Source organism: Paenibacillus sp. FSL H7-0940, assembly GCF_037979415.1.
In the GTDB taxonomy this organism is placed as follows: Bacteria; Bacillota; Bacilli; order Paenibacillales; family Paenibacillaceae; genus Paenibacillus; species Paenibacillus amylolyticus.
Genome location: NZ_CP150280.1, coordinates 2413132 through 2426001, shown reverse-complemented (window position 1 = coordinate 2426001; position 12870 = coordinate 2413132). Strand labels below are relative to the sequence as shown.

Annotated in this window: 14 protein-coding genes; 12 read left to right on the top strand and 2 right to left on the bottom strand. The window is 44.6% G+C overall.

What is annotated here, in order from left to right:
- Positions 1 to 62: 62 nt before the first annotated feature.
- Positions 63 to 1466 carry a PQQ-binding-like beta-propeller repeat protein gene (locus MHB71_RS10655; RefSeq protein WP_340029543.1) on the top strand — a complete coding sequence of 468 codons (1404 nt, stop codon included), beginning with the start codon at positions 63 to 65 and terminating at the stop codon, positions 1464 to 1466.
- Positions 1467 to 1549: 83 nt separating this feature from the next.
- On the opposite strand, the gene MHB71_RS10650 is transcribed toward MHB71_RS10655, so the two are convergent.
- Complete coding sequence (locus tag MHB71_RS10650; RefSeq protein ID WP_340029542.1) at positions 1550 to 2224, bottom strand: methyltransferase domain-containing protein; 675 nt, start codon at positions 2222 to 2224, stop codon at positions 1550 to 1552.
- A gap of 162 nt (positions 2225 to 2386) precedes the next feature.
- Here MHB71_RS10650 and MHB71_RS10645 point away from each other — a divergent pair, with 162 nt between their 5' ends.
- The 4 genes from MHB71_RS10645 (at position 2387) to MHB71_RS10630 (ending at position 6132) form a co-directional block, all read left to right on the top strand.
- Entirely contained in the window at positions 2387 to 3049 is a 663-nt protein-coding gene (locus tag MHB71_RS10645; RefSeq protein ID WP_340029541.1) for a hypothetical protein, read from the top strand.
- A 168-nt stretch (positions 3050 to 3217) separates the two neighbouring features.
- Positions 3218 to 4198 (top strand): SDR family NAD(P)-dependent oxidoreductase, encoded by a 981-nt coding sequence (locus tag MHB71_RS10640; protein WP_340029540.1) that lies wholly within the window; start codon positions 3218 to 3220, stop codon positions 4196 to 4198.
- 203 nt (positions 4199 to 4401) lie between these two features.
- Entirely contained in the window at positions 4402 to 5292 is an 891-nt protein-coding gene (gene murB / locus MHB71_RS10635) for a UDP-N-acetylmuramate dehydrogenase (RefSeq protein ID WP_047842895.1), read from the top strand.
- Positions 5293 to 5433: 141 nt separating this feature from the next.
- Positions 5434 to 6132, top strand: a complete 699-nt coding sequence (locus tag MHB71_RS10630) for a hypothetical protein (RefSeq protein ID WP_340029539.1) — start codon at positions 5434 to 5436, stop codon at positions 6130 to 6132.
- 93 nt (positions 6133 to 6225) lie between these two features.
- On the opposite strand, the gene MHB71_RS10625 is transcribed toward MHB71_RS10630, so the two are convergent.
- A complete protein-coding gene (locus MHB71_RS10625; protein ID WP_340029538.1) occupies positions 6226 to 7011 on the bottom strand; it encodes a DUF817 domain-containing protein in 786 nt (261 codons plus the stop codon).
- A gap of 267 nt (positions 7012 to 7278) precedes the next feature.
- Here MHB71_RS10625 and MHB71_RS10620 point away from each other — a divergent pair, with 267 nt between their 5' ends.
- The 7 genes from MHB71_RS10620 (at position 7279) to MHB71_RS10590 (ending at position 12715) form a co-directional block, all read left to right on the top strand.
- The gene (locus tag MHB71_RS10620) at positions 7279 to 7623 is read left to right on the top strand and encodes a YojF family protein (protein ID WP_017688572.1); all 345 of its coding nucleotides are present in this window, start codon (positions 7279 to 7281) and stop codon (positions 7621 to 7623) included.
- A gap of 23 nt (positions 7624 to 7646) precedes the next feature.
- Positions 7647 to 8321, top strand: a complete 675-nt coding sequence (gene bshB2 / locus MHB71_RS10615; protein ID WP_340020320.1) for a bacillithiol biosynthesis deacetylase BshB2 — start codon at positions 7647 to 7649, stop codon at positions 8319 to 8321.
- 317 nt (positions 8322 to 8638) lie between these two features.
- Entirely contained in the window at positions 8639 to 10027 is a 1389-nt protein-coding gene (locus tag MHB71_RS10610; protein ID WP_340029537.1) for a NosD domain-containing protein, read from the top strand.
- The gene (locus MHB71_RS10605; protein WP_074095004.1) at positions 10024 to 10605 is read left to right on the top strand and encodes a nitrous oxide reductase accessory protein NosL; all 582 of its coding nucleotides are present in this window, start codon (positions 10024 to 10026) and stop codon (positions 10603 to 10605) included. Before MHB71_RS10610 ends, MHB71_RS10605 begins: the two co-directional genes overlap by 4 nt.
- A 28-nt stretch (positions 10606 to 10633) precedes the next feature.
- Positions 10634 to 11455: an ABC transporter permease gene (locus MHB71_RS10600; protein WP_036608083.1), complete on the top strand. Its 822-nt coding sequence runs from the start codon at positions 10634 to 10636 to the stop codon at positions 11453 to 11455.
- Positions 11448 to 12161: an ABC transporter ATP-binding protein gene (locus tag MHB71_RS10595; protein WP_340029536.1), complete on the top strand. Its 714-nt coding sequence runs from the start codon at positions 11448 to 11450 to the stop codon at positions 12159 to 12161. Before MHB71_RS10600 ends, MHB71_RS10595 begins: the two co-directional genes overlap by 8 nt.
- Before the next feature lie 11 nt (positions 12162 to 12172).
- Entirely contained in the window at positions 12173 to 12715 is a 543-nt protein-coding gene (locus MHB71_RS10590) for a redoxin domain-containing protein (protein ID WP_340029535.1), read from the top strand.
- Positions 12716 to 12870: the final 155 nt, after the last annotated feature.

Below are 12870 nucleotides of genomic sequence, written 5' to 3'. Positions count from 1 at the left end.
TCACACGTTATGTTTATGTAGTTATATCTCAGGATTTTAATAACAGGAGGAATTCATTTACCATGGTCAATATACATAAACGTCAAATGAATAAGGAATGGAAAAGAAGAGCAGGAAGACCCATCATTGCAGGCATTACTGCCGGAATGCTGATGGTTCACGGCGTCATCGGCGTGTTGCCATCTCAAGCACATGCGGAAGCATCGGATGTATCCATTCGAAACTGGTATTCGTATCAGCGAATCACTGTACCTGAACTGAAACCTTCTTGGACAGCAAAAGTAGATAACTATTTGAATATGAACGAGACGTACATCGGAGCTAATGCCATCGCAGAAGAAGGAAAAGTATTCACGTTTGCTGGATCGAAGCTGATTGCACTCGATGCGACAACAGGTAAACGGCTGTGGACTTACGGCAAAGACCTGACTTCTTATATTACCTATCAAAGCGGGATTCTCTACGGACTGACTATTGATCACAAGCCATATGCTTTGAATGCGAAGACAGGCAAAGCAAAATGGCAGTCAGGTACATCCACCTGGATTGATACGTATAACCGTACGGAAGCTCTGATTCCAACGGTGGATACCCTCTACGTGATTAAGGGGAGTACAACGTTTGCACTGGATATCCAGTCAGGCAAACTGCGCTGGGAAGCAGATGAACCATTAGGTGAAGGTAATGGTACTGAGTATCTGAGAGAATCTAATGGTGTAGTGCTGAGAACCTTTTTTGTCCAAGGGGCACTTACATCCTTACAGCTTAATGCATATGACAAGAAAACGGGCAAGAAGCTATGGGGTCATTTTGGTCAGGGGGAAGCTATTCAGATCAAAGACGGACTTGTATACTCAGCGGACTACTATTCTTCGATCTTGGAAAATGACGAGTCTTCACCAGAACGCAAATGGAAAGTGAATGCGTACAACTTGAAGACCGGTGTGTTAAAAGGAAGTCAGGAGTATAAGTGGACCATGCCGGGGGATCCACCGTATGTGAATGGGTATGGAGGGATATTTTCCAATAAAGACAAACTATACATTTTACAAGGGGATGCGATAGCGGAGTATCCGTTGACCTCAAGCAATCCGGGAACCGCGCCACTTCGAACTTTTCACCGTCCTTACGGCGAAAATATGGTATGGCTTGGCGTTACACAGGAAAGGTTGATCTACAAAAATGGAAACACGGGAGAACTTACAGGCATCAAGCTGGCTAATGGTCAAGAGGTTCAGTGGCATGGTGATGCCCCCGTTTCTCAGATTGATGTTTACGGCAAAGGGATGTATCGAGCACAACGTAACGGGACACTGCTTGTCCTCAACATGATGTCGGGTCAGTCGGTCTTCCGCGTCTCCACCGGTGGAGATCTGCATAACACGACGTTGAAGACAAACGGAATGATCATCATCCAAGCCGAAGGCAAACTTCTCGGCGTTAAGCTGCCAGCGTCGCTGAAATAAATGATTTACCTGCATCTGCCGCTGAACGAAAATCATGTGAGAAGACCGGATCATGGCATAGCTGCCCATAATCCGGTCTTTTTTTATTTTTGCGCATAAAATACCGCAAAGTCCAAGTATTTGTACATGCAATCTGCCACGCTAAACCCAGCTTCCTCCAACCACAACAATTGATCCTCGAGAGTGGCATTGATATCCACCTTGCGTCTTTCGATCGATGCCGAGATGGCTTCCTCAGACAAACCACTTTGATGAATCGCTTCTAACCAGCGCTGGCGGTAATACGTGTCCGTATCGGGGGTTCTTCCCTGAACTTGATCTGCGTTGATGAAGCATCCACCTGGCTCTAACAACTTGTGTACAGAGTCAAACACCTTTTTCTTGTCAGCGTGGGGCAGATGGTGAATAGACAGGGAGGAAATAATCATATCGTAGGAACTGGTGAAATCGTACTTGGAGTAATCCCCGATCACATACTGTACTTGGTTTGCATCAGCAAATCTTCGACGTGCTCCTTCGAGCATTTGATCACTAATATCGATCAGGGTTAATCGCGCGTTGGGATACTTTTGCAGGACCAATCCGGAGAGCAGTCCCGTTCCTGCACCCAGATCAAGAATACGTGGAGAATCGAGCGGGCTTTTCATTAGATCCAGAGCCATTCCATAAAAATCATCAAAACAAGGGATAAGCTGCTTTCGCTGCACATCATATTCTTGGGCTACCTTATCAAACAGCTGCTTTACTGAGAATTCCATGTGCTCATCACTCCTTGAGGTTTTCTCCATATTTTACAAACTTAAAGGCATCAAGGGAAATACTGATTATGGATAACTTCATAGGTTGGACCTATGGGTTCCGAGTCTCTGCCATGGGTAATAACATGTAAGCGCAGAATATAGACAGGGGGAATGAACCTGATGTTTCAACCACGTTCTATTATGATGAGTATCTCATTAATCGTTATAGTTCTAACACTTGCAGCTTGCTCTGGTAGTAATGAACCTTTGCCTAGCCCTCAACCATCAATGCCAGTAGGTGAACCTGCTCCAGCACCTTCAACAGAAAATGAACAACCATCTGAAACAGATGGAACAGAAGAAGCAAATGAAACGGAGCGTCCACAGACCGCAAGTTTTGAAATGTTGACCGCAGATGGCAATCAATCACTAGAGGCGACCTTGCAACAAGGAGAAGGATTTTCCTTGTACGTATTCGAGAAATTCACATTTGATGCTGCTCAAGGCCGTCTGTCACTGACTAGTAACGCTGACTATTATGTGGATATTGAACCACTGCCTTCGGATTATAATCTGGCAGAACTGGAGACAGCGGGTAAAGAAGAATTAGTAAAAGCCGGTAAGGTATCTGATTATAGTGGAGAACTGGTAGAACACCCGCTTGGTCATGCCGAGCTCTATCATCAGGCCTCTGGTGAAGAAGGCATTAGTGATTATATGGTCTGGAAATCAGAAGAAGGGGACGCATTTTTATTCCGTCTTCATAATCCAAAAGGAGAAGAGGCCTCTGACTTCGCCAGCCCGGTCCTTGTTTCGTTATCCACCGTTCAGGGTGATTCGTAACGTGGATGACTATAATCATTTCAACGAAAGTCGCCAACTGGCGGCTTTTTTACGTTTACAGATTGCACGGAGAAGTTGCAGGTGATGTATTCACTTCCATTTGACTTAGAGCACGCTCTAGGGTATAGACTTTGAAAAAGTAGAAATATTACTAAGGAGATGAACAGAATGACACAGGAAAATAATACTAGAACTTTACAACATAAAATGGACTCTGGCTTCAACCATAATAGTACAGCTGAGGATGTATTGAGAGATCTGGACTTGTCCGGACAGCTTGCTATTGTAACGGGTGGATATTCCGGCCTGGGGTTGGAGACGACACGTGCGCTTGTTAATTCGGGAGCCCGTGTAGTGGTGACTGCACGTCGTCCAGCGGTTGCGAAGGAAGCACTTTCGGGTCTGGAAGGTGTTGAAATAGATGAATTGGACCTCGCTGATTTATCCAGCGTTCGTGCTTTTGCAGAGCGGTTTCTGGCGAGTGATCGGAACATTGATATGCTGATTCTTAATGCGGGCATCATGGCTTGCCCGGAGACGCGGGTTGGTCCTGGCTGGGAAGCTCAATTTGCAACCAATCATCTGGGCCACTTTGCCCTGACTAATCTGTTATGGCCAGCACTTGCAAGTCAGGGGGGAGCACGTGTTGTTTCCTTGGCATCAGCGGGACATCATTTCTCACCGATTCGTTGGGATGACATCCAATTTGAACATGGCTATGAGAAATTCCCTGCCTATGGACAGTCAAAAACAGCAACGATTTTATTCAGCGTTGAGCTGGATCGTCGAGGTGCAGAGCACGGCGTACGGGCTTTCTCAGTTCATCCAGGCGGGATTATGACACCACTACAGCGTCATATGCCAAAAGAGGAAATGATTGCTCTGGGCTGGATTGATGAATCTGGACAAGTGGCCAACCCTGCGTTCAAAACACCTGAGCAGGGGGCAGCGACGCAAGTCTGGGCAGCAACTTCTCCTCAACTTGAGGGAAAAGGCGGTGTCTACTGTGAGGATTGTGACATCAGTGAAATGGCTCCAGAGGATGGAGGTTTCTATGGGGTCAAGAAGTATGCCATCGACCCTGAGCAAGCTATTCGTTTATGGGAGCTATCAGCCAAGCTGACTCAAACAGACATAGAACTCTCATAATCATGTAGTTGTGGCAACAGAGCAACAGCGTGCTTCCATGCAGGAACTCACGGAAAAGTTCAAAATCTAAAGAGAATGTGATTAATTATAATGAAAACAACATAATTTCAAACAAAATCTCCTATTTAGCATATAATAAAGAAGGAGCATCTCATTTTCGCGATGGTGCAATCATTTCTTTATGAATTCAGGGAGAGAAAATCATGAATATTTTTGAGCATCAGATACCTTTGGAAAAAGTGAAATTCAATGAACCACTAAAAAATCACACGTTTATTAAAATAGGTGGCAACGCAGATATTCTCATCCATCCAACAACGATAGACGAAATCACTAAAATCGTGGAAATTGCCAACTTACATCAGTTACCTCTGACGGTCATTGGAAAAGGCTCAAACGTCATTATTAAAGACGGGGGCATCCGGGGAGTAACGATTTCTCTTAGCCACTTCGATCAAATTAAAGTGAATGAGGACAGCATGATTGCGCAAAGCGGCGTTGATATCATTGATGTATCCAGACTTGCCTTGGAGCATAGCTTGACCGGTTTGGAGTTTGCTTGTGGCATTCCCGGCAGCACGGGGGGCGCACTTTACATGAATGCGGGTGCTTATGGCGGTCAGATCGCCGATGTTGTTGAACGTGCGACTGTGATCACCAAAGACGGCGCAGTGTTGGAGATCCCGCGAGAAGAGATGAAGTTTGGTTATCGAAATAGTCTCTTCAAGATGGATCACTATATCATACTGGAGGCCGAATTCGGGCTCAAAAAAGGAAACAAGGAAGATATTGCAAGCAAAATGAAGGAATTAACGTTCCTGAGAGAATCCAAGCAGCCGCTTGAGTTCCCCTCTTGTGGAAGTGTATTTAAACGACCCGAAGGACATTTTGCCGGTAAACTGATTCAGGATTGTAACTTGCAGGGCACTCGCATCGGAGGTGCTGAAATCTCCATGAAGCATGCAGGTTTTATCGTAAATGTGGATCACGCTACTGCCCAAGATTATATGGATCTGATCCAATTTATTCAGAAGAAAGTATATGATACGTTCCAAGTTGAATTGGAAACTGAAGTAATCTTTCTGGGAGAATAGCTTCGATGAATGACTTGAAAGGTCGCCAATGGCGGCCTTTTTTGATTGTGTGAATTATACTTAAACAAGAACTAATATGCTAATTATGGTAATATCAGAGTGATTCTATTTAATATTTCATCGTTATCATAAGGAGTGTACATGGAGATAATCAAGCGTAACAGGAGAATTCTGCTAATCACTGCAATGGTAATTTTACTATCGCCCCTGTCAATCTTGGCATATATGTATATGAATGAACGAGCTGGCGGGCTAGCGGATCAACGGATATCCAAAGTTTGGGGATTGAATGAACCTATACATATTCCTATAGCGAACAGTCCTCAAGGGGCCGTTCAAGAATTTAGAGGTGAATCTTATACCTCCCAATTCATTCATCAGGAGGCTGTGGACGGGGGCATGATTTTGTTTACACAAAAAAAGGGTCGGGAAAATAACAGTAATCTTCAGATGGAGTATACCCGCAAGAACATTTTCGGATGGAAATGGGTATGGGGTGGAGGATATTCCATTAATGAATCAGTTGAATCCAAGTTTGCGTTGAATTATATGAGCATACCGAAATTAGAAAAAGTCTCGGCCCCGTTACCGATGTTATTTGGTGACATCATAGACTCCACTATCAAACGTGTAACTGTTGAAATCAAGCAAAATGGAAAGCCCGAAACTTTCGATGCGAAGCTGGTTGAGGCAGGTGAGAACCAACAAATCTGGTATGCATTCCTGCCTTCATCAGCTACTCCTCCTTATACAATCAAAGCATATGATGAAAAGGAGAGCCTCTTAATCAATAAAGACATTGAAGAGGCAGATGGCTTTGGCTCATTATTTATTGAATAATCTCAAATAGAACTCCAGTAAAAAACAGCGGCATTCGAAGACTTTAGGTACGAGTCTAAGATTGTTGCTGTTTTACGGTTAGAAAATAAATAGTTACCTGGACTTTGAATCACCTGCGGTTCGATTGGCCTTCACATATTTGAGCTGCGCAACGATGATGACACTGATGATGACCAGCAGGAACCACGAACTAATTTTGCTAAAGCTAACCAGTTGCCAGGCATCATGCTGATCAGGATACTTCCAGGCATTGAAGAATGTAGCGATGTTCTCAGCAGTCCAAATGAAGAAACCAACAATGATAAAAGCAAGGGATAAGGGCATTCGATAGGTCGTTGCTCGTACCCGGTAAATAATCCAGGTTTTCCAGAAGACAATAAATACAAGCGCCGTCAGCCACCAGCGAAAATCGGGCATAAAATGATGAGTGAAAAAGTTAATATAGATAGCTGCTCCCAGCAGCATCGAAGGAGCAAAACCAGGCCATCCGGTCATGTCCATTCGCAGTCTTCGCCACACTTGACACATAAAACTGGCTACACTTGCATACATGAATCCGCTATAAAGAGGGACACCCAGGATTTTGCTGTATGCTTGCTCAGGGTATGACCATGATCCCATCCATACTTTATAGATTTCTAGCACCAGGCCAATAATGTGAAATACACAGATGACCTTGATTTCATCCTTGGTTTCCAAGCCGCTTCGATACATCAGGTACTGCACAGCAAGCAATACGAGCAGAATGGCATCATATCGATGAAGGAAAGGAATCGGAATTACGCTGGACAGTGCCAGTGTTCCAAAGATCGCTACGGGAAATATGCAGCTCATGGCCTGATGATAGCCAAAATGAAGTAGTTGTATTAGAGATTTCAAGTCGAGTTAAACTCCTTTCCAAACATGTTGGAGCAAGATTCATTTAAAATTTAAGGTTCTTCATCACGGGCGTTTTTGCCTACACTTCATAATATAGATATGATCCATGGATAAAAAGAGAAAAAACCACGCAAATCTGTTCTTGTTTTCAAACTGGAATCATCATGAGAGGGCTCTATGTGAGGTCGACAGGGTCACTCCATGTATATTCTCTTGTGGTTATGTTAAAATGAAATTTGTACAATTACATTAGATAAGGAGGCCGCTATGCAACCGATTAAACCTCAAGACATTCAGCTCCGGATCAATAATCTTGCTGATCAGGACTTATACGTACATCTAGAACTTACGTCAGGTGCTTACGCACAACATATGGACAGTACAAAACATCCAGCATCGGCATTCATTACTAATGCGGCCATACGATATACGCAGGGGTCCATTTCAGGTACAGGTCCATACCGTGTTGGTCTGAAAACAACGCAGGGATGGCTTTACGCCGAAGGACTTACACATATTGATGAGCAGGAACAAGAAAGACTAATTCTCGCCGGTCACGACAGCCAGGGTAAACTAGTTGTGGCGTTACAATTAAGCCGAGAAATGTTCTGATGAAAGCGGAGGATTGAATAACCATGAATACTACACACAACGAGCATGAGCGCATCTTGGTGGTATATCCACATCCAGATGATGAAGCTTTCTCTGTATCGGGAACGTTAGCCAAATACATAGATGGCGGTGCCCATGTAACCTATGCTTGTCTAACACTTGGCGAGATGGGGCGCAATATGGGGATTCCTCCATTTGCCAACCGAGTGACGTTGCCTGGCATCCGTAAACAGGAACTCATCGAAGCTTCTGAAGCGATTGGTATTCAGGACCTGAGAATGCTGGGTTTCCACGATAAAATGCTGGAGTTCGAAGACCCACAGTTACTGGAAGATACCATCATGTCGCTACTTAAAGAGTTGAACCCTACGCTGATCATAACGTTTTATCCGGGGTACAGTGTTCATCCCGATCATGATGCAACGGGAGCCGCTGTTATACGTACAATCACTAAACTTCCTGTGGATGAACGTCCGATTGTTCATTGCGTTGCGTTCGCTAATAATCAGGAACAGTACATTGGCAAACCGGATGTATTTGTTGACGTATCCGAATTTTTGGATCGAAAAATGGCGTCCATTCGTGCTCATCGTTCACAATTCCAGGCAGCAGAGCTTGTAGGAAATCGTGAACTGAATAATGAAGAAATCAAGAAACGTTTTGGCAGAGAAACATTTTGGACCTATCCATTTGAATAATATATTACTTAGAAGTCGCCTATATGGCGGCTTTTTTTGATTTACATCACAATATCGACACAAAAATGGAGCGTCTATAGCCTAATTGAGCTATATGGAATAAATATCATTTTAAGTACACTATGATCAGGATTGTGATAACGCTTCATTTATTACGTTGCTTCAATGGATGAGGAACATGGAGAGTTGATTTTAAGTGGAATGGAGGGATGGTGTGTACAACCAACGTATATTTTGGATTAACGTAAGACCCGTTGAATACATTGCCACAGCAATAAGCAACTGTAACAAGAAGCCGGAATTGCGCGGTTTGAATTATGAGTAATCCTTGGGCAGGCTTGGTTACATTCAACAGTTGTAAGAAAAGTCGGGTTACAGGTTTCATTTTTCTAATCGGAATGATGATGCTCCTGCTATCCCTTCCGCACGGTGCAGTCATGGCCTCTTCCGGACATCGTGAGCTCATTCCCCTTCAGCCTATGATTGACCGTTCTGCACCTGGAGAAGTCATTGAACTTGCATCAGGTCGTTACTCTGGACCCGTGACGATTGATAAGAACATCACCATTCAGGGTGATCCTACGGTCATAGTCGTGAATGAGGAAACCACTTCTACAATAACTATTCAGTCGGATGGGGTGAAGTTAAGCGGGTTTACGATTGAGCATAATGCGAATGAACAGACCGCAGCGATTCAGGTTGAAGGGAAAAACAGTGAAATCACGGATTTGCATATTCAGACCCAAGGGTATGGGATGATCATCCGGAATTCGAGTCAGGCAACGATTCAGCGGAACAACATTACGTGGGCCGGGGCTGATTCTGCTTCCAGTGGCCAGAAGGGCAATGGCATTGATCTGTACAACTCCCATGATAGCTTCATTGAAGCCAATGAGATCACTGGCATGAGGGATGGAATCTATCTGGAAAACAGTCGCAAGTCTACGGTGCAAAATAACAGGCTGTTACATACAAGGTACGGCATCCACTGTATGTACATTGACGGCTCTTCTGTCATGGACAATATCGGAGAGGAGAACATGACAGGTGCCATGATTATGGGCGTCAAGAATACGGTCATATCGGGCAATTCTTTTCGCAAACAGAGTACTAATGTTCATTCTCAAGGGATTTTGTTGTATGACGTGCATCAATCCTCAATTCACAACAATGTGGTGGAGGGTAATCGTGTCGGCATGAATATTGCAGAGTCATCGGGCAATGAGATCCATGACAATGCGGTGCTTCGGAATTTTGTTGGCATACAGCTTGTTCTGGCAGAAGCTAATGAGTTTACACGTAACCAATTGGTGTCTAATGTCATTGAAGCTTCGGCGCTGGATAGCCCGAATAATGTCCTGATGGAGAACTACTGGGACTCCTTTCAGGGGCTCGATCTGAATCGGGATGGGATCAGTGAAATATCCTATGCCATCAATCCTTTTTATGAGCAACTGGTCAGTCGAAATTCAGCGTATCAGCTCTTTTTCCAATCACCGGGTATGGTCTTTCTGAGTGAGTTGTTTACAGAAGGCAGAGAACAATGGACTACCGACAAATCGCCACGAATGAGTATGGATACGGAATCTGATCTGCACATGTCAGTAGAAAGTGCTACAGATTCCAATGTGGTGTGGTTGTTCGGGTTAATTCTGTTGGGTATGGCAACTTTTATAATCATCTATATGGGGGTATTACGAAAATGAACAAAAGCTTGAACAGAAGATGGACATTCCTCATGGTACTTATGTTTGGCATGGTGCTGTTAAGCGCTTGCGGAACAAAATACGCGGCATTGCCGATCAATGAAGACGTGGATATCTGTGCGATCTGTAAAATGCAGGTGAAGGACGATGCATATGCAACACAGCTCACTACGAAAGACGGCCAAAATTACAAGTTCGATGATATCGGCTGCATGAACCAGTGGAAAACAGAAAATGGCACAGATAACATCGGCATGGACTATGTACGTGACTATAATGACAAGGAATGGATTGAATACAGCAAAGCCACGTATGTATACGACGCTTCATTGCGTACACCTATGGCCTATGGAATTCTTAACTTTAAGGACAAGCCCTCGGCTGAAGCTTTCATTGCAGAGCAAGGTGTAGGAACCATTATGACCGCTGAGGATCTTGCCTCTCATGACTGGAAACAGAACACAGAGAATATGGACATGATGGGTGAACATGGGCATGATGAGCACGGACATGGTGAAGAAGGAGACGGTAATGAGATGCATCAGGAAGGTGAGATGAAAGAAGAGTCAGGCCACTAAGTATGACAATAGAAAATGGTGATCAATGATGTCAGATATGATACAGATCGCAAGACGAGAAGTGAAAATGGGATTTCGCAATCCTTGGGCGTATTCGTTTCTGATCCTTTTTTGCACATTTAGCTTAAGCTTGTTACTTCTGAATTCGCAGAATCTGGTTGAAGGATATTCGGGCACAACAGGTTCGATGTTGAATCTCATTCTTTACCTCTTACCATTAATGACGCTGTTCCTCGGTTCCTTCTCACTAACATCCGAAAAGGAAGACGGTAGCTGGCAACTGCTGTCCACGTATCCCATTGGCACGATGTCTTTTATTGTGGGCAAGTATCTTGGGCTGTCGATTGTTTTAATTACCATTGTTGCGTTTGGATACGGTTTGATGGGGGTTATTAGCGGAGTAATCGGGAATCCACTGGATGCCGTGACATATCTTCTCTTTCTGGCATTTTCTTGTGGACTGGTGTTGTTATTCCTGACGTTGGCGCTATTTATCGGTTCGTTGTCGCGCAATCGGTGGCAGGCGTTAACCATATCCGTGACCGTATGGTTTTTCGCAGTCATTGGATGGCCGACCTTATTGCTCTCTGTGCTGGGACTGATGCCTTATCTATGGGTGAAACCGCTGCTGATTATACTAACGCTCATCAATCCGGCCGAGCTGGTGCGATTGTTTGTAGTCATCAAACTGGGAGGCGGCTCCATTCTTGGACCAGAATATTATCGATGGGTGGAGTGGGTGCAACAACCAAGTGGCAGTTGGATCTTCATCGGGATATGCCTATTCTGGATTGCCTTCTCTGTCCTGGCGGTATATGCGATCTGGGAGAGGGGGCGTTCTCATGGATAAGATGGGACTCGAAGTGATGGGATTGTGCAAATCCATTAAAAAGCAACCGATTGTTGAGGATATCTCCTTTCGCATTACTTCAGGCCAAGTGCTTGCCCTCTGTGGAGGGAATGGTGCAGGAAAGAGCACGGTGCTGCGTATGATCGCAGGAATTCTTCGGCCTACCTCCGGTGAGGTTGCAGTGAACAATGTACGATGGTTGAAGGAGCGCAAGCGTTATTCAGAGCAGATTGGATATATGCCGGACGATTATCAATTTAATCAAGGACTGAGTGCGGAGGAAATGCTTCTGTTCTGGGCTTCTCTGAGGAAAGTTCCCAAGGAGAGAGTACAGGAAGTACTGACCATGGTAGGTTTGGAGGATCAAAAGAAAAACCGGGTTACGACCTTCTCCAAAGGCATGCGCCAACGTGTGTTATTCGCCCAGGCTGTGCTGTCGAAACCTCCACTGCTCATCATGGATGAGCCAACAAATGGATTGGACCCGTTTTGGATGCGGGAATTAACTCAGTTGCTCAAGGGAATCAAACAGGATGGTCACATGGTCGTTTTCTCGACCCATCAGCTGGAGATTGCAGACGATATTGCGGATCAGGTGATATTCATGAACCATGGACTTAATGTGGGAGAGGGCTCCACTCACGACTTTCGTGATCAATTCGGTTCGCTCCATGAAGCATTTCATCAAAGTCTTGGTTTAAAGTGAAGGTGAGTTTATTGCAGAAGAAGAGTTTTAAAAGCAGACGTACACTTACAATTTTGATTAGTGTGATCGCATTGTTAGTTGGTACATGGGCTATTTTCGAAAATGTATCGACACCCGAATCTCAGCGAGGTAACGCCATTGAAGCTGGTGCCGTGGCCCCTGAGTTCACAGCGGTTAATTCAGAAGGCGAACAAGTCAGACTGTCCGATTATCGGGGCAAAGCCGTGATGATTAACTTTTGGGCTTCATGGTGCACACCTTGTGTAAGGGAGATGCCGCTCGTTCACCAGATTGCTCAGGACTATCAGACCGACGTGGCAACCCTGTTTGTTAACGTGGGAGAATCGAAGGGTACGATTCGTGAGTTTATGGATAACCAGGCGTTTGATTTCCCGGTGATCATTGATGTGACGGGCAACATATCAGGTATGTATCGGATTACAGGTTTGCCCGCAACAATGGTCATTGATAGGGATGGGGAGTTCCGTCACATACTGCTCGGTGAACTGACCGAAGATACACCGTTGCAGCAATGGCTGGAAGAGAGTATCTAGTCGTAATCGTTGGGTGGTGGTGAGAAAAGGGATAGGAACGCCAAAGATCGCACAATATTATAGGTGAAATGAATGTACGTTAAAAGTAACTAAAATAATAAAAGCATAAAAAGCCGGACACCCATTTAACGAAGGGGTGTCCGGCTTTACTTTTG

Excerpts from the sequence above, each read along its gene's own strand:
- bshB2 (WP_340020320.1), top strand. The coding sequence starts at position 7,647 with ATGAATACTACACACAACGAGCATGAGCGCATCTTGGTGGTATATCCA.
- MHB71_RS10650 (WP_340029542.1), bottom strand. The coding sequence starts at position 2,224 with ATGGAATTCTCAGTAAAGCAGCTGTTTGATAAGGTAGCCCAAGAATAT.
- murB (WP_047842895.1), top strand. The coding sequence starts at position 4,402 with ATGAATATTTTTGAGCATCAGATACCTTTGGAAAAAGTGAAATTCAAT.
- MHB71_RS10605 (WP_074095004.1), top strand. The coding sequence starts at position 10,024 with ATGAACAAAAGCTTGAACAGAAGATGGACATTCCTCATGGTACTTATG.
- MHB71_RS10630 (WP_340029539.1), top strand. The coding sequence starts at position 5,434 with ATGGAGATAATCAAGCGTAACAGGAGAATTCTGCTAATCACTGCAATG.
- MHB71_RS10595 (WP_340029536.1), top strand. The coding sequence starts at position 11,448 with ATGGATAAGATGGGACTCGAAGTGATGGGATTGTGCAAATCCATTAAA.
- MHB71_RS10655 (WP_340029543.1), top strand. The coding sequence starts at position 63 with ATGGTCAATATACATAAACGTCAAATGAATAAGGAATGGAAAAGAAGA.
- MHB71_RS10610 (WP_340029537.1), top strand. The coding sequence starts at position 8,639 with ATGAGTAATCCTTGGGCAGGCTTGGTTACATTCAACAGTTGTAAGAAA.
- MHB71_RS10645 (WP_340029541.1), top strand. The coding sequence starts at position 2,387 with ATGTTTCAACCACGTTCTATTATGATGAGTATCTCATTAATCGTTATA.
- MHB71_RS10640 (WP_340029540.1), top strand. The coding sequence starts at position 3,218 with ATGACACAGGAAAATAATACTAGAACTTTACAACATAAAATGGACTCT.
- MHB71_RS10620 (WP_017688572.1), top strand. The coding sequence starts at position 7,279 with ATGCAACCGATTAAACCTCAAGACATTCAGCTCCGGATCAATAATCTT.
- MHB71_RS10600 (WP_036608083.1), top strand. The coding sequence starts at position 10,634 with ATGTCAGATATGATACAGATCGCAAGACGAGAAGTGAAAATGGGATTT.